This window comes from Aeromonas sp. A04, from assembly GCF_047780465.1.
GTDB classification, from domain to species: Bacteria; Pseudomonadota; Gammaproteobacteria; order Enterobacterales; family Aeromonadaceae; genus Aeromonas; species Aeromonas bestiarum.
In genome coordinates, this window is sequence record NZ_JBLNHP010000004.1 from 77,091 (window position 1) to 94,233 (window position 17,143).

Annotated in this window: 12 protein-coding genes; 7 read left to right on the forward strand and 5 right to left on the reverse strand. The window is 62.4% G+C overall.

Translation table 11 applies throughout. The features are described from left to right. Positions 1-143: 143 nt before the first annotated feature. Complete coding sequence (lpdA, locus tag ACM3N8_RS13855) at positions 144-1,571, forward strand: dihydrolipoyl dehydrogenase (protein WP_043554353.1); 1,428 nt, start codon at positions 144-146, stop codon at positions 1,569-1,571. Between the two features lie 122 nt (positions 1,572-1,693). Beyond that, a complete protein-coding gene (locus ACM3N8_RS13860) occupies positions 1,694-2,650 on the forward strand; it encodes a sensor domain-containing diguanylate cyclase (RefSeq protein ID WP_378081165.1) in 957 nt (318 codons plus the stop codon). On the opposite strand, the gene ACM3N8_RS13865 is transcribed toward ACM3N8_RS13860, so the two are convergent. The 3 genes from ACM3N8_RS13865 to ACM3N8_RS13875 form a co-directional block, all read right to left on the reverse strand. Next, the gene (locus tag ACM3N8_RS13865; protein ID WP_043137314.1) at positions 2,647-2,829 is read right to left on the reverse strand and encodes a hypothetical protein; all 183 of its coding nucleotides are present in this window, start codon (positions 2,827-2,829) and stop codon (positions 2,647-2,649) included. The two genes, ACM3N8_RS13860 and ACM3N8_RS13865, sit on opposite strands and share 4 nt — an antisense overlap. Positions 2,830-2,973: 144 nt before the next feature. Continuing rightward, positions 2,974-4,620: a methyl-accepting chemotaxis protein gene (locus tag ACM3N8_RS13870; RefSeq protein ID WP_274452880.1), complete on the reverse strand. Its 1,647-nt coding sequence runs from the start codon at positions 4,618-4,620 to the stop codon at positions 2,974-2,976. Between the two features lie 154 nt (positions 4,621-4,774). Then, complete coding sequence (locus ACM3N8_RS13875; RefSeq protein WP_416016233.1) at positions 4,775-6,685, reverse strand: methyl-accepting chemotaxis protein; 1,911 nt, start codon at positions 6,683-6,685, stop codon at positions 4,775-4,777. A 250-nt stretch (positions 6,686-6,935) separates the two neighbouring features. Between ACM3N8_RS13875 and ACM3N8_RS13880 the strand changes: the two genes are divergently transcribed. Together ACM3N8_RS13880 and acnB are read left to right on the forward strand one after the other, a co-directional pair. After that, positions 6,936-9,194, forward strand: a complete 2,259-nt coding sequence (locus tag ACM3N8_RS13880) for a patatin-like phospholipase family protein (RefSeq protein ID WP_241279581.1) — start codon at positions 6,936-6,938, stop codon at positions 9,192-9,194. Between the two features lie 228 nt (positions 9,195-9,422). Beyond that, the gene (acnB, locus tag ACM3N8_RS13885) at positions 9,423-12,020 is read left to right on the forward strand and encodes a bifunctional aconitate hydratase 2/2-methylisocitrate dehydratase (protein WP_290018453.1); all 2,598 of its coding nucleotides are present in this window, start codon (positions 9,423-9,425) and stop codon (positions 12,018-12,020) included. 84 nt (positions 12,021-12,104) lie between these two features. Here acnB and ACM3N8_RS13890 read toward each other — a convergent pair whose 3' ends face one another. Next, on the reverse strand, positions 12,105-12,854 hold the full coding sequence (locus tag ACM3N8_RS13890; protein WP_290018454.1) for a 3-oxoacyl-ACP reductase family protein: 750 nt from the start codon (positions 12,852-12,854) through the stop codon (positions 12,105-12,107). Positions 12,855-13,030: 176 nt separating this feature from the next. Here ACM3N8_RS13890 and ACM3N8_RS13895 point away from each other — a divergent pair, with 176 nt between their 5' ends. Further along, entirely contained in the window at positions 13,031-13,954 is a 924-nt protein-coding gene (locus tag ACM3N8_RS13895; protein WP_290018455.1) for a LysR family transcriptional regulator, read from the forward strand. A 71-nt stretch (positions 13,955-14,025) separates the two neighbouring features. Here the strand turns inward: ACM3N8_RS13895 and ACM3N8_RS13900 are convergent, their stop codons facing one another. Next, positions 14,026-14,937 carry a LysR family transcriptional regulator gene (locus tag ACM3N8_RS13900; RefSeq protein ID WP_290018456.1) on the reverse strand — a complete coding sequence of 304 codons (912 nt, stop codon included), beginning with the start codon at positions 14,935-14,937 and terminating at the stop codon, positions 14,026-14,028. A 76-nt stretch (positions 14,938-15,013) separates the two neighbouring features. Here ACM3N8_RS13900 and ACM3N8_RS13905 point away from each other — a divergent pair, with 76 nt between their 5' ends. Next, entirely contained in the window at positions 15,014-15,631 is a 618-nt protein-coding gene (locus ACM3N8_RS13905) for a LysE family transporter (RefSeq protein WP_290018459.1), read from the forward strand. Positions 15,632-15,748: 117 nt separating this feature from the next. Next, positions 15,749-17,143 carry a D-arabinono-1,4-lactone oxidase gene (locus ACM3N8_RS13910; RefSeq protein WP_290018460.1) on the forward strand — a complete coding sequence of 465 codons (1,395 nt, stop codon included), beginning with the start codon at positions 15,749-15,751 and terminating at the stop codon, positions 17,141-17,143.

A 17,143-nucleotide genomic window follows, 5' to 3' on the forward strand; every position in this document is an offset into this window, starting at 1 on the left:
GAGCCTGCCCTTTTTACTTCTCATTTCATTAACAGGATTGTAAACTTGCCCCGTTTTTTCACGGTTGCAGCCGCCTTGTTTGGCATTGAGTTGGCATAAGACTGCGCCGTCCGGGGATATATAAGAACGACAAAGAGGTCATGATGAGTAAAGAAATCAAAACTCAGGTCGTAGTACTGGGTGCTGGCCCTGCCGGTTATTCCGCTGCTTTCCGTGCCGCCGATCTGGGTCTGGATACCATTATCGTCGAGCGTTACTCCACCCTGGGTGGCGTCTGCCTGAACGTGGGTTGTATCCCGTCCAAGGCACTGCTGCACGTCGCCAAAGTCATTGAAGAAGCCAAGGCGCTGTCCGAACACGGCATCATCTTCGGTGCCCCGCAGACCGACATCGACAAGGTGCGCCTGTGGAAAGAGAAGGTCATCAACCAGCTGACCGGCGGTCTGGCCGGCATGGCCAAGATGCGCAAGGTTCAGGTTGTTAACGGCTTTGGTAAATTTACCGGCCCGAACACGCTCGAAGTGACCGGGGAAGACGGCAAGACGACCGTGACCTTCGACAACGCCATCATAGCGGCCGGCTCCCGTCCGGTGAAACTGCCCTTCATCCCCCATGATGACCCGCGCGTATGGGATTCAACCGATGCGCTGGAACTGACTTCCGTACCGGGCAAGCTGCTGGTGATCGGTGGTGGCATCATAGGTCTGGAGATGGGTACAGTGTACTCCTCCCTGGGTTCCGAGATCGACGTGGTGGAATTTGCCGACCAGCTGGTACCGGCTGCCGACAAAGACATAGTCAAGATCTACACCAAGCGCGTTGCCAAGAAATTCAACATCATGCTGGAGACCAAGGTCACCGCAGTTGAAGCCCGTGCAGACGGCCTGTACGTCTCCTACGAAGGCAAGCACGCCCCGGCCGAGCCGGTACGTTACGACAACGTGCTGGTGGCGGTAGGTCGTGTGCCGAATGGCAAGCTGATGGATGCCGAGAAGGCCGGCGTTGCCGTGACCGAGCGCGGTTTCATTGAGGTGGACAAGCAGCTGCGTACCAACGTGGCCCACATCCACGCCATCGGTGACATAGTCGGTCAGCCCATGCTGGCCCACAAGGGTGTCCACGAAGGCCACGTCGCGGCCGAAGTGATCGCCGGCAAGAAGCACTACTTCGACCCGAAAGTGATCCCGTCCATCGCCTACACCGAGCCGGAGATGGCCTGGGTTGGCCTGACCGAGAAGGAAGCCAAGCAACAAGGGCTGAACTTCGAAGTCGCCACCTTCCCGTGGGCGGCTTCCGGCCGTGCCATCGCCTCCGATTGCTCCGACGGCATGACCAAGCTGATCTTCGACAAGGAGAGCGGCCGCGTCATCGGTGGTGCCATCGTGGGTACCAACGGTGGTGAACTGCTGGGTGAAATCGGTCTGGCCATCGAAATGGGTGCCGACGCCGAAGATATCGCGCTGACCATACACGCTCACCCGACTCTGCACGAGTCCGTGGGTCTGGCTGCCGAAGTGTTCGAAGGCTCCATCACCGACCTGCCGAACGCCAAGGCCAAGAAGAAGAAATAATCCTCTTCTCGCAGCCAACATTGAAAAAGCCGCTCACTCGAGCGGCTTTTTGTATATAGCTGAGATTTGTTCGGAGCTGGTTGCTATGCTAATGACTTCCATATCACTTGCTGGAGTCCGCCATGCAAACACCGGCCACCCCTGACAACGAGCACCTGCGCCTCGATGCGCTGCGCCGCATCACCATTCTGGATACCTCTGCCGAAGAAAGATTCGACCGGATCACCCGCATGGCCCGCAACATGTTCGATGTGCCCATTTCTCTGGTGTCGCTGGTGGATAAGGATCGGCAGTGGTTCAAATCCTGCTGCGGTTTGCCCGTGCTGGAGACGCCGCGGGACATCTCCTTCTGCGGTCATGCCATTCTTGGCGATGGCCTCTTCGTGGTGGAGGATGCGGCCCGGGATCTGCGCTTTGCCGACAACCCGCTGGTATCCGGGGATCCCCACATACGTTTCTATGCGGGCAGCCCGCTGCAGATTGCGGAGGGGTACAAGCTGGGAACCCTGTGCATCATAGATCGCAAGCCACGCCTGCTGGATGAACGGCAGCGGGACTTGCTGACGGATCTGGCCGGCATGGTGGAGCGCGAACTGGCGGCGATCCAGCTGGCTACCATGGATGAGCTGACCGGTATCACCAACCGGCGCGGTTTCATGCTGCTGGCACACAAGTGCCTGCAGCTCGCTCATCGTCAGGGGCGAGCGGCAACCTTGTTGTTTCTCGATCTCAACCGGTTCAAGGAGATCAACGACCGGCTGGGGCACGACGTCGGTGACGATGCCCTGCAACAGATGGCGTGTCTGATGTGTGGCGTCTTTCGGGATGCGGACATCTTTGCCCGATTGGGTGGGGATGAGTTTGCGGTATTGCTGCCGGGCACGGGGCCGGCAGAGGTGCCACGGGTGCTGGCACGGCTCGATGAGGCCCTGGCCGGGTTCAACCGGGAGAGCGGAAAACCCTATCGACTGACCTGCTCGACCGGGGTGGGGCACTATGATGCGCTTTCGCCACCGGCGCTGGATCTGCTGCTGCAACAGGCGGACAAGCAGATGTACGATTGTAAAAAAGGGCGCTAGCAGCGCCCTTTCTTGGCTTGTCCCGGCGGACAGAAGGTGCCATACCCTCCGCGATCGCCATCACTGACCCGGATCCGGGTATCGTCCACGCTGACATCGGCCCCGTGCACTCGCACAGGCCCGCTGCTGCAGGCGCAGAGCAGACTCCCCAGCAACATAGTCACAACCAGCTTGCCCATAATGCCTCCTGTTATATCCCTGATTATGGGGCATTTCCAGGCAGGGGCGGAGGCGAGTTTGCGAGTATGCGTCACGGCTTGCCGCTGATATGACAGGGAGCGCGGCTGCGCTCCCTGAGTTGGGGGATAAAGGGCTGGAAAGGGTTACAGACGGAAATGGCCGACCAGCTTGTCGAGCTCGCCGGAGAGCTGTTGCAGGCCGCGACTGGCGTCGGTCAGCTGGTGGGCTATGTCGGCCGTCTCCATGGTGAGCTGGTTTATGTCCTCCACGTTGCGATTGAGCTCGCCCACCACGCTGGACTGCTCTTCGGTGGCGGTGGCGACCTGGATATTCATGTCGTTGATCTGGGTGATGTAGGCGGTGATCTGGCCGAGTGCTCCGTTGGCCTCATCGGCCTGGGTCACCACCGCCAGACTCTGGCTGCGGCCCTGGGTCATGGCGCTGACCGCACGGGCGCTCTGTTCCTGCAGCCGATGGATCATGCCCTGGATCTCGGCGGTGGAGGCAGCGGAGCGGTTGGCGAGGTTGCGCACCTCGTCGGCCACCACGGCGAAGCCGCGGCCCTGTTCACCGGCGCGGGCCGCCTCGATGGCGGCGTTGAGCGCCAGCAGGTTGGTCTGCTCCGAGATGCTGCGGATGGTCTCCAGAATGCTGCCGATGGAGTCGGTCTGGGTGGCCAGCGACTCTATCACCCCGGCTACCTGCGCGATCTCGTCGGAGAGGCCGACTATGCCGTGGCGGGCCTGAGCCACCACGCCGGCGCCCGTTTCGGCCTGATCGTTGGCCTGCCTGGCCACTTCGGCCGCCTGCGAGGCATTGCCGGCAATCTCGCTCACCGTTGCCCCCATCTCGTGGATGGCGGTGGCCACCTGCACGGTGCGATCGCGCTGGGCGGTGCAGTTTTGCTGGGTCAGCTGGGCCTTGTTGGCGACCTCGTCGGCGGTGGCTGCCAGCTGGTGGGAGTTGCGGGCAACCTGCTCGATGGCGCTGTGGATCTTGCCGACGAAGTGATTGAAACTCACTGTGATCTCCGCCAGTTCGTCGTTGCCGCTCAGCTGGGCACGGGAGTCCAGTGCCAGATGCTCGGCGGCATAGCCTATGTATTGCTGCAGGAAACCGACCCGGCGCTTGAGGTTCATCAGAATGAGTACCGAGACCAGCAGCGAGATGAGGATGGCGCCACTGATGATGGTGATCATCTGCATCCGCCCGCTGGCATAGCTCTGCTCACCCAGCTGGTGGCGCTGCTGGGCCTGCTGGATCAGGCCGTCGAGCAGGGCGTTGGCATCCTTGCGCATGGTGCCATAGGTGACTGTGTAGCGATCCCGATAGATGCCTCTTGCCGCTTCCATGTCCCCCTGCTCCAGCGCCTGCAGCATGGGAGCCAGCTCGTTGCTCGCCATGCCCTCGAACTGGCTCAGCAGTTGCTGTGCATTGGCCCTGGCCGCCGGATCCGTCTGGGCGGTGACCGCCTGCTGCATGGCCTGGCGCATCTCGGGTATGTCCTCCTCCCGGCTCTCCTTGACCCGGGTGATCACCCCTTTCGCATCCTTGAGGGAGGTATCCTGCAACAGCATCATGTCGATGCCGACTCGCATGCGGGGAATGCGCGACACCACCTCAGCCATGGCGCGCATGGGGGTGGCCGTGTTCTGGTAGAGCTCGGTGGATTGCTGCTGGATGGAGCCCATGCTTCGCAGGCTGGCACCCCCCACGAGCAAGAGGGCGAGGCAGGGTACTGTGACAGCCAGGATCAGCTGCAATTTGAGCGTCAGTTTACCTTCTAGCAAGGGAGTGCTCCTTCATGGCTGGCCATGATGTGGTCCAGGTGGTTTGTTGCCAGTATAGATATGAATTGGCCGACTCCCTGGCAAAGGGCAGAACGGCAGAGCGGATAGCGAAAGGGAGCGCCATGGCGCTCCCTTGTTGATGGCTGCCGATGGGTCAGAGCCGGAAGTTGCCGACCAGTTTGTCGAGCTCGCCGGAGAGCTGTTGCAGGCTGCGGCTGGACTCGGTCATCTGGTGGGCTATGTCGGCCGTCTCCATGGTGAGCTGGTTGATGTCCTCCACGTTGCGGTTGATCTCGCCCACCACGCTGGATTGCTCCTCGGTGGCGGTGGCGACCTGGATGTTCATGTCGCTGATCTGGGTGATGTGGGCCGTGATATGGCCGAGGGCGGCATTGGCCTCGTCAGCCTGAGCCACCACGTCCAGACTCTGGCTGCGGCCCTGGGCCATGGCGCTGACGGCGCGGGCGCTCTGCTCCTGCAAGCGGTTGATCATGCCCTGGATCTCGGCGGTGGAGGCGGCGGATCGGCTCGCCAGGTTGCGTACCTCGTCGGCCACCACGGCGAAGCCACGGCCCTGTTCACCGGCGCGGGCGGCCTCGATGGCGGCGTTCAGTGCCAGCAGGTTGGTCTGTTCCGAGATGCTGCGAATGGTGTCGAGTATGCTGCCGATGGAGTCGGTCTGGCTGGCCAGCGACTCGATAACGCCCGCCACCTGCTCTATTTCGCCGGAGAGCCCGACTATGCCGTGGCGGGCCTGGGCTACCACCAGGGCGCCGGCATCGGCCTGATCGTTGGCCTGCCTGGCCACGTCGGCCGCCAGCGAGGCGTTGCCGGCTATCTCGCCGACTGTGGCCCCCATCTCGTGGATGGCGGTCGCCACCTGCACTGTGCGGTCGCGCTGGGCGGTACAGTTGTGCTGGGTCAGCTGCGCCTTGCTGGCCACCTCGTTGGCGGTGGCGGCCAGCTGGCGGGAGTTGCTGGCGACCTGCTCGATGGAGGCGTGGATCTTGGCGACGAAGTTGTTGAAGCCGGTGGCGACCTGGGTCAGTTCATCGCGACCTTCCACCTTGAGACGCTGGGTCAGATCCCCGTCGCCACTGCCCAGTTCACGGAACAGGCGGGCCAGTTCGTTGAGCGGGCGGCTGACCGAGCCGGCCAGCAGCATGCCGAGCAGCCCCATGCCGGCGGCGATGGCCAGACTGACCAGCAGTATGTGCAGCCGCGCTTTGTCCAGCTCGGCATAGATCTCGGCTTCCGGCACCTGGGCCACCAGATACCAGTCGAGCAGGGGGATGTAGCTGGTGGCCAGCACCACGGCCTGGCCATCGACCTCGGCGTGGGTGGCGGCGAACGCCTGCTTGCTCAGCAGATTGGTGCTGCTGCCGCTGGCCAGCTGGGCCAGGTTGTCCCGGTCTATGCGGGCGGCATCCGGGTGCAGCTTCACCTTGCCGCTGCCATCCGTCATGAATACGAAGCCGCTGTCGCCGATGCGGAAGTTGGCGAGCATGCTGACCATGCTGTCGAGGGACTTGGCGAGCCCCGCCAGCCCACGGCCGTTGAGCTGCTGGAAGTTGACGAACAGCTTCACCTCGCCGTTGGTCTCGCGAAAGATGCTGAGCATCAGGTCTTGCGGGCTCTTGGTATAGCCGTAGAACCAGGCGTCCTGCTCCGGGGTCAGGTTGCGCAGGAAGCCGTCCTGGTTGTAGTAGGCGGCACTCTGCCGGTCGGCGAAGGAGGCGGTGACCAGCCCGTACTGGGTCGTCATGTCCTTGAGCTGATCGATGAGGATGGACTCCTGCTCCTTGGGCATGCCGCGGGCGACCCAGTCCAGCACGAAGCGATCATTGGCCAGCTGCCTGGCGGCGCTCGCGACCGAGGTGAGATCCTTCTCGATCTCCTTGCCGATGCGCTGGGTCAGGTTGGGCAGCTCCTGCTCGAACATGCGGGTTTCGATCAGCTGCTGGGCCGAGCGCTGGCTGAAATAGCCCACCAGCAGGCAGGAGAGCACCACGGCCAGGGTGACTGTGGCCAGAATTTTCTGTTTGAGTGTCAGGCTTGCAAGCATAGGAGTGGCTCAGGAGTGTGGACACGGGATTGAGCCCATATTAGCGGCAGCGCCGGGGTGCCCTTGAGAGGCTTGCCGGTTTTATTGGCAGATTGCGTTTGCGCTCACAGGGCAGTGCCGGATTGTTCAGCCCCATTGGCGGCTCGGCGAGTGCGCCATATCGCTGTCGTGGCGGTTGCGGTTCCTTTTTCGCACCTTATAGTAGGCTTCATTGCTCACTTGGCTCGCACTGGATTCAATGGAAAATCATATGCGCATCTTTCGTCGGGGATGGACCCACCTGCTTCTGGTTTTGCTGGCTTGCCTGCCGTTCATGGCAGCGGCCCAGTCCGATCGGCCCAGGATTGCTCTGGTACTGAGTGGCGGCGGCGCCAAGGGGGCGGCCCATATCGGCATCCTCAAGGTGTTGGAGGAGAAGCGCATTCCGGTCGACATCATAGTGGGCACCAGCATGGGCTCCTACGTGGCGGGCATGTACGCCATGGGGCTCAGCGCCGAGGAGGTGGAGCGCACCACGCTCGCCATCGACTGGAACAAGGGCTATCAGGACAAGGTCGGTCGTGACGAGCTCTCCCTGCGCAAGAAGCAGCAGAGCGAGAAGTACCAGCTGCGCACCGATATTGGCATCAACGGTGACTCGGTCCAGTTCCCGGATGGTTTCTTCCAGGGGCAATCCATGGCCAGCCTGTTGCGCCACGCCACTTCCAACCTGCCGGCGCAGAAGAGCTTCGACGACCTGCCCATTCCCTATCGCGCCGTGGCGACCGACATGGAGACTGTGACCCCCTTCGTGCTGGAGAGCGGCAGCCTCGCCAAGGCGATGCAGGCCTCCATGTCCATTCCCGGCGCCCTCAAGCCGGTGGAGTGGGAGGGGCATATCCTGGCCGACGGCGGCACAGTCAACAACATGCCGGTGGACGTGGCCAAGGCGATGGGGGCCGACGTGGTGATCGCGGTGGATATCAGCGCCAAGCTGCGTACCAGGGAATCCCTCAAGTCCGGCCTCGCCATGATAGATCAGCTCACCACCTACATGACCCAGGTCGGTACCGACAAGCAGAAGGCGCTGCTGGGGCCGAAAGACATACTGCTCACCCCTGAATTCGGCGGCATGGGCATAGCCGATTTTGCCCTGATGCCGGAAGGGATCAAGCGGGGGGAAGCGGTGGCCAATCGCGCCTCCGCCCAGCTCGACGGGCTCTCCCTCTCGCCTTCCGCCTACACCGCCTATCGCAATCAGAAGCTGAGCCGGCGCGCCGAGCGCAGCGGTCAGCCCGCCTACTACATCGACAAGGTGGAGATCCTCAACAAGTCACGCCTCTCCGACGAGACGGTGCGCGCCATGCTGAAGGTGCGACCGGACAAGGTGCAGACCAACGAGAGCCTGGAGGCGGGCATTCGCCGTCTCTACGCGCTGGAGTCGTTCGATCGCATCACCTATGAGGTGGAGGAGCGTGAAGGCGAGAACGTGCTGGTGGTGGATGCCAGCGAGAAGAACTGGGGACCGGGCTACCTCAACTTCCAGTTCGGCTTCTCCGACGATTTCGAGAGCAGCTCCAACTACAACGTCGGCATGTCCTACACCCTCACCAACGTCAATGACTGGGGGGCCGAGTGGCTGACCGAGGCGTCGCTCGGCACTGCCAAGCACCTCAAGACCGACTTCTACACCCCGCTGGAGCCTTCCCAGACCTTCTACGGCGAGGCGAGTCTGGCCTATGACAAGACCCAGCGCCGCATCTTCACTCCCGAGGCGACGAGGACGGAAGATGGGGTGAGCTATATCGATTCCGAATACAGCTTCACCAGCGCCGACTTGGCGGTGGGCTGGAATCGCCAGCCCTGGAGCCGCCTCTCGCTGGGGCTGGAGGGAAAAGTGGGCGCCATCGACATTCGCAACGTGGCGGATGCCAAGGTGGATGCCTCCTCCTGGGGCCCTTATGTCCGCTTCGAGCACGACACCCTGGATAGTCGCTACTTCCCCTATCAGGGGGTCTACTGGGACGTCAAGAGCGGCTACTCCCACGTCAAGATAGAGCCGACCGGCGATCCGACGGAGAACGCCGAGGGGGTCAACTACCACCTGACGATGATCAAGCCCTGGTCCTGGGACAGGCACAGCCTGAACCTGATGCTGGAAGGGGGCGGCTCCACCTCGCAGGAAGAGTACCCGCTGTTCGTGCAGGATCTGGGTGGCTTGTTCCGGCTGTCCGGCTTCCAGCACTACCAGCTCAGCGGTCGCTACAGCCTGTTTGGCGGCCTGCGCTACATCTACCGGGTGGCGGACAACGACTTTGGCGCGCTGCGGGCCCCGCTCTACCTGGGGGGCTCCCTGGAGCAGGGCGGGGTATGGGACAAGGGGGAGGACATCAACATGGAGAGCTCCTTCACCGCCGGCTCCGTCTATGTGGGGGTGGAGAGCTTCCTCGGCCCCATCTTCCTCGGTTACGGCATGGCGGAGGGGGGCAACAACATGTTCTATCTGCAATTGGGCACCACATTCGAATAACGGTCAAATGATGCCTTTTTGTTAACTTATTTCTGGCGCGTCTTTTATATGCTGACAAAACCTGAGCAAGTTTAAATGGTTATGTTGTTTTGATGAATATGTGTACAGGGTTTGGATTTTAATTAGTCGTTAAAACTTATATAGTGGGGGGCACCCTACGGGTGTCCCGCAAGGACGATCGCCGCGAGCGTGGGCGAACCCCAAAAAAAGACCAAAGAGGAATTAGTCGTGCTTGAAACATACCGTAAACACGTCGCAGAACGTGCCGCCGAGGGCGTGGTCGCCAAACCTCTGGATGCAGAGCAGGTCGCCGCCCTGGTTGAGCTTCTCAAGAACCCGCCCGCTGGCGAACAAGACTTTCTGAAAGAGCTGTTGTCCTCCCGTATTCCCCCTGGTGTTGATGAAGCGGCCTATGTCAAAGCCGGTTTCCTCACCGCCATCGCCAAGGGCGAAGCCCACTCTCCCATCCTGACTGCCGCGCAAGCCGTTGAGCTGCTGGGCACCATGCAGGGTGGTTACAACATTCAGCCGCTGATCGATCTGCTGGACCACGACACCCTGGCCCCTCTTGCCGCCAAGGGTCTCTCCCACACCCTACTGATGTTTGACTCCTTCCACGACGTGGAAGAGAAAGCCAAGGCGGGCAATGCTCACGCCAAGCGGGTGATGCAATCCTGGGCCGATGCCGAGTGGTTCCTCTCCCGTCCCGAGCTGGCCGAGAAGATCACGGTTACCGTGTTCAAGGTGACCGGCGAAACCAACACGGATGACCTGTCACCGGCGCCGGATGCCTGGTCCCGTCCCGACATTCCGCTCCATGCCCTGGCCATGCTGAAAAATGCCCGTCCCGGCATCACTCCGGACAATGACGGCACCATAGGTCCCATCAAGACCATAGACGCCCTGAAAGAGAAAGGCTTCCCGCTGGCCTATGTGGGCGACGTGGTCGGTACCGGCTCCTCCCGCAAATCCGCCACCAACTCTGTGCTCTGGTTCATGGGCGACGACATTCCGTTCGTGCCGAACAAGCGCGCCGGCGGTGTCTGCCTCGGCGGCAAGATTGCCCCCATCTTCTTCAACACCATGGAAGATGCCGGCGCCCTGCCCATCGAGGTGGACGTCTCTGCGCTTGCGATGGGCGATGTGATCGACATCTACCCCTATGCCGGCAAGATCTGCAAGCACGGCACCGAGCAGGTGCTGGCCCAGTTTGAACTCAAGACAGAGGTGCTGATCGACGAGGTGCGTGCCGGTGGCCGTATTCCGCTGATCATAGGCCGTGGCCTGACCGACAAGGCGCGGGAAGTCATGGGTCTGCCGTTCTCCACCGTGTTCCGCCGTCCTGTGCCCGTGGCCGATACCGGCAAGGGTTACACCCTGGCCCAGAAGATGGTCGGCAAGGCGTGCGGCGTGAAGGGCATTCGTCCCGGCACCTACTGCGAGCCCAAGATGACCACGGTCGGCTCCCAGGACACCACGGGCCCCATGACCCGCGATGAGCTGAAAGACCTGGCCTGCCTCGGCTTCTCCGCCGATCTGACCATGCAGTCCTTCTGCCACACCGCCGCCTATCCCAAGCCCATAGACGTGCAGACTCACCACACCTTGCCGGACTTCATCATGAACCGCGGTGGCGTCTCCCTGCGTCCGGGTGACGGCGTCATCCACTCCTGGCTGAACCGCATGTTGCTGCCGGATACCGTGGGTACCGGTGGTGACTCCCACACCCGTTTCCCCATCGGCATCTCCTTCCCGGCGGGTTCCGGTCTGGTGGCTTTTGCCGCCGCCACCGGCGTCATGCCGCTGGACATGCCGGAGTCTGTGCTGGTGCGCTTCAAGGGCGAACTGCAACCCGGCATCACATTGCGTGATCTGGTTCATGCCATCCCCTACGCCGCCATCCAGAAAGGGCTGCTGACCGTCGAGAAAGCGGGCAAGAAGAACATCTTCTCCGGCCGTATCCTCGAGATCGAAGGTCTGCCGACCCTGAAGGTGGAGCAGGCATTCGAGCTGGCCGATGCCAGCGCCGAGCGCTCCGCCGCCGGTTGTACCATCAAACTGGATCAGGCGCCGATCATCGAGTACCTCAAGTCCAACATCGTCATGCTCAAATGGATGCTGTCCGAAGGCTACGGCGACCCGCGCACCATCACCCGTCGCATCAAGGGGATGGAAGAGTGGCTGGCCAACCCTGTGCTGATGGAAGCGGACAAGGATGCCGAGTACGCCGAAATCATCGAGATCGATCTGGCCACCATCAAGGAGCCCATCCTGTGCGCGCCGAACGATCCGGACGATGCCCGCCTGCTCAGCACTGTGGCGGGTGACAAGATCGACGAGGTGTTCCTCGGTTCCTGCATGACCAACATCGGCCACTTCCGCGCCGCTGGCAAGCTGCTCGAGAAGTTCCAGGGCGAGCTGCCGACCCGCATGTGGATAGCCCCGCCCACCAAGATGGACAAGGATCAGCTGACCGAAGAGGGCTACTACGGCATCTTCGGCCGGGTCGGTGCCCGCATCGAGATCCCGGGTTGTTCCCTGTGCATGGGCAACCAGGCGCGCGTGGCGGAAGGGGCCTCGGTGGTCTCCACCTCCACCCGCAACTTCCCGAACCGTCTGGGCAAGGGTGCCAACGTCTATCTGGCCTCTGCCGAGCTGGCTGCTGTGGCTGCCATCATCGGCAAGATCCCGACCGTGGCCGAGTACCTGCAGTACGCCAAGACGCTGGATACCACTGCAGCCGACACCTATCGCTACCTCAACTTCAACGAGATCGCCTCCTACACCAAGAAGGCCGATGCGGTGATCCTGCAGCAAGCGGTATAAGGATTGGCGCCGGTATGGCGCAGACAGTCCACTGAAAAGCCCCGGCTCATGCCGGGGCTTTTGTTTGTGACGTTGTGCCGAGAGTCAGGCGGAGAAACCACCGTCTATGGTCAGGCTGGCGCCTGTGATATAGCCCGCTTCGGGCCCGGCCAGGTAGGCGACGAAGCTGGCGATCTCCTCATCCTTGCCGTAACGGGCCAGCGCCATCATCCCCTTGAGCTGTTCTGCAGATTCCCCGTCAGCCGGGTTCATGTCGGTATCGACCGGGCCAGGCTGCACATTGTTCACCGTGATGCCCCTCGGGCCCAAATCCCGTGCCATGCCTTTGGTCAAACCGACCAGGGCCGATTTGCTCATGGCGTAGACGGACCCACCCGCCATGGGGATACGGTCTGCGTTGGTGCTGCCGATGTTGATGATACGCCCCCCTTTGCCCATATGATGGGCCGCCTCCTGGCAGGCCACGAACACGCTGCGGATGTTGACGGCCAGGGTGCGATCGAGATCGTCTAGGGTCAGCTCTTCAATGTTGCCCCATACCAGCACCCCGGCGTTGTTGACCAGGATGTCCAGTCGACCAAAGGTGGTGACTGTCTGGTGGATGGCGTGCTGCAAAGAGGCGGCATCCGCACTGTCGGCACGGATGGCCAGCGCCTTGCCGCCTGCCGCCGTGATGGTCGCGACTATCTCTTCTGCCTTTCTGGCCGAAGAGACATAAGTGAAGGCCACGGCGGCACCGTCACGGGCGAGGCGTTTTACAATGGCGGCACCAATGCCGCGCGAACCACCTTGTACGAAGGCAACTTGTCCACTGAGGGGGGTAAGGGTCAACATCCGATCTCTCCTGTCTGGTCATGAAGTCGTGTCTGAGCGAGTTGGGAGCTCAAGGGCATCCAATCCATCACCTGCAAGATGCGGCGTTGAATGAGCCTGTAAACAGTGTGATTGATTCCTTGAGATTGATTAAGTGGCTATTATTCCAATCTCTATTTCCTTCAGGGACTGAATCCATGGCAGTACAAGACCCTTTCCTGAGTGTCAGGCACTTTGTCGCCGTGGCGCAGTCAGGCAGCTTTACCGTGGCGGCATTGGCGCTGGGGCTGACCGGTTCGGCGTTGAGCAAGAGCATAGTGCGGCTGGAGGCACGACTGGGGGTCAAGCTGTTGCACAGAACAACCCGCCGGGTGAGTTTGACCCGGGAGGGGGAGGCGTATCTGGCCAGTTGTCTCCAGGCGATCCGGGTGCTGGAGGAGACGGAGCAGAGCTTTGCATCGGGACAACAGAGCCCGTCGGGTCGCGTTCGAATCGATCTTCCCGCTGCGTTCGGCCGCCGGCATGTGCTGCCGATCCTGCTGGAGCTGGCTGGCAGCCATCCGCAGCTGGATCTGTCGGTGACCTTCAACGAGCGCAAGGTTGATCTCGTTCATGCCAACATCGATCTGGTGGTGCGCATAGGTGCGCTGGAGGATCAGGCCGATCTCGTTGCGCGTCGTCTGGGAGAGCAGAAGCTGGTCATCTGCGGGGCCCCTTCCTATCTGGCCCGACGCGGGGTTCCCCTGACCCCGGATGAGTTGTCACGGCACGACTGCATCATCGATTGGCGATCTGGGCATCGCCATAGCTGGCTGCTCAGGAATGGGGCGGGCCGGACGGAGGCTTACGACATCCCGGTACGCTACGAGATGGGAGATGGTGAGGCCGTACTTGCGGCGGCACTGGCTGGCCTTGGCCTGGTTCAGGTGCCGACCTGGCTGGCCAACGAGCAGCTGGACTCGGGAGCACTGGTCAGTGTGCTTCATGACCAGTCCGGTGGCGAGATGCCGATCAATGTCATCTGGGCCAGGAGCCAGCACATGCAGCCCAAGCTGCGCGTCGTGGTCGATGCCTTGTTGCTGGCGGCGCAAAAGAGTGGCAGTGGTTTCCGGGCCCGCTGAATCCGTGTCGTCACTGTCCGGCGGCCACACGCGAGTCAGGGAAGCAAGTTGGGCCCGCGAGGTGTCGTGACCTATTTGCTCAGGGATTGCAGCCAGTTCGCCAGCTTCTCATGGGGGCTGCCGGGAATCGGTGGCGCGGGGGCGAGCAGGTGATAGCCGGTGCCATCCGGGATGAATCCGAGCGGGGCGACCAGCAGGCCGGCGGCGACATCGTCGCACACCAGCCGGTAGGGGCCTATGGCGACGCCAAGGCCCGCCACGGCGGCCTGCAGGCTGAAGTAGAAGTGCTCGAAGGTCTGGGTCGGCGCCTCGTCGCTCGCACCCTGTCCGGCCTGCACCTGCCAGCTTTGCCAGGCGGCGGGACGGGTCCTGGTGTGCAGGCGGGGGGCCGAGGCGCGCAGAGCCGGCAGCTCTCCTTGTTGCTCGTAAAACTGAGCCACCTTGCCCGGCTGACAGACGGGCCCGGTCCGTTCCTCGAACAGCAGCTGGCTGTAAAGGTCATCAGGCCAGTGGAAGTCGTTGCGCCGAATGGCGAGATCTATGCCGTTGCCAAAGCTGAGGGCGCCACCGCCCGCCATCAAATGGACGTCCAGCTCGGGGTGCAGGGCCTGGAAGGCGGGCCAGCGCGGGATCAGCCAGCGCATCAGCAGGGTGGGCTCGCAGGAGATGACCAGCGACTGGGGCTTGCTCTGCTGGCGCAGCGCCTGCGCCGTCTGCCGGATCCTGCCCAGTCCTTCCCTGACGGCCTCATGGAGCCTGCTGCCCGCCTCGGTCAGAAAGACCCGGCGCTGGCGGCGTTCGAACAGCGGGATCCCCAGATCCTCCTCCAGCAGGCGCACCGCCCGGCTGATGGCGCCATGGGTGAGATGCAGCTCATCGGCGGCGCGGCTGAAGTTTTCGGTGCGGGCAGCCACCTCGAAACAGCGCAGGGCCGTCAGGGAGGGGAGGGAGAGGTCTTTCTGTGAGTTATTATCACCATTCATGTCAGAAGTTATCGTTCGTTATTGGTGCGGATGCCAAATAAAATAGCCGATATCTCTCAGCATCAGGACTCTTTTCATGACCGAACTGTTAGCCGTAGTGGCCATTACCTTCTTTGCCGTCATCAGCCCGGGGCCCGATTTTGCCATGGTGTCGCGCAACAGCCTGCTGCTCTCCCGTCGCACCGGCGTGCTGACGGCGCTCGGCATAGCGGCCGGGGTCTGCGTCCATGTGACCTACACCCTGCTGGGGGTCGGCCTGTTGATCCAGCAGTCGCTCTGGCTGTTCAACCTCATCAAGCTGGCGGGGGCCGCCTACCTCATCTTCCTCGGCATCAAGATGCTGCGCGCCAGGCCTGTGGCCCTTGAGGAGGCGGTCAGCCAGCCAACCCTCTCCAGCCTGGGGGCACTGCGCACCGGGTTTCTGACCAATGTGCTCAACCCCAAGACCACCATCTTCATCGTCAGCCTGTTCATGCAGGTGGTGCAGCCGCAGACGCCGCTGGCGGTCCAGCTAGGCTATGGCGCCTTCATAGTGCTGGCCCACGCCCTCTGGTTCAGTGCTGTGGCGCTCTTCTTCTCCACCCCGTCGGTACGGGCCCGCCTCCTGGCGGTGCGCCACTGGATCGACCGGGTGTTTGGCGGTCTGCTGGTGGGATTCGGCATGCTGCTGGCATTGACCCAGCAATCGCGCTGAGGGAGCGGGGGAGTCATCCCCCTTATCCACCCCCGACTGTAGGGGCTTGTTTTTCATGCCTTGTGGTCCGCTTTTCGGTAGAATTGCCGCTCATTTTGAAGTCAGATGAGGCGCGGTATGACGGTCAAGTTCCAGGCATTTCACAGCATCAAGGCGATCAACAATCGGGAGGTGCTGTTCAACTGGTCCAGGACCAACCCCCTCGGCGCCCTGGATCAGGTGTGGCGCCCGACCCATAGCGACGAGCTGCAGGCGCTGCTGCGTGAACACCCCGAGCGCAAGCTGCGGCTGATCGGCTCAGGCCTCTCCTTCGAACCCATCCACAGCGTCTATGCCGAGGGCAGTCAGGCGCTGCTGGTGGACCTGTACCACCTGCGCGGTCAGCTGGCGCAGACCGCGGATACCGTCACCTATCAGGCGGGCACGCCGCTCGATACCGTCTACGCCGATCTCATCGCCATGGAGCGGATGCTGCCGGCATCCCCCGGCGTCATCGGCATCCAGACCCTGGGCGGGGCGCTCAGCACAGGCACCCACGGCCAGGGGCTGCACCAGTCCGCTCTGTGCGATGCGGTGGAAGCCATGACTGTGATGCTGGCCAATGGCGACATCATCCGGGTGGATCGCGCCGATCCGCGCTTCGGCGCCTTCGTGATGGGCATGGGCATGCTCGGCATACTGCTCGACGTCACCCTGCGCACAGTGCCCAACCGCATCATGCGCTGCACCAAGTTCACCACCGACTACACCTTCCTGCTGGAACACAACGAGCGGCTCAACCGCGAGCACGGCTTCGTGAAGAGCTGGTGGTTCGCCTGGACCGGCGAGAGCCACATCTGGCTGGTGGATCCCGCCTCCGAGGAGGAGGTGGCCCGCTACCGCGCCGCCGGCAGCGAGCCGCTGCTGCTGGAGGGGGACATAGATGCCCGCATGAACGCCACCATAGATGCCACCCTGCAGAAGATGGCGAAAGACACCAAGGATGAGGCGCTGGCCGGGGAGCACTTCGAGACGGTACGCCGTTTCAAGGATGCCTCCGATCTGGTAGGCAATGTCTACCAGATCCTCTGCAAGGGGATACCCGCACCCCAGATCAACTGCGAGGTGGCGGTGCCGCTGCATCGCATGAACGAGGCGCTGGCGATCCTGCAGGCCTGGCAGCAGGCCAACCCGGGCGTGCTGCACTACCCCTTCATCCTGCGCTGCACCGGCCCTTCCGAGGCCTGGCTCAGCGCCGCCTATGATCAGTCGGTCTGCTGGGTCGGTTTTCTGGTCTATCTGGCGGCGGACGGCACCTTCGTCAACGGCTCCATGGAGCAGATGCGGGAGCTGCAGCAACTGCTGGTGCCGCTCGGCGGCATTCCCCATTTCGGCAAGCACCTGGCGATGGATCTCTACGACTTCCCGGCCCTGCTGCCGCGCTGGAATGACTTCCTGGCCCTCAAGGGCGAGCTCGATCCCCATGGCCGCTTCGAGAACCGCTGGCTCAGCGATCTGTTCGCCAACCGGTAA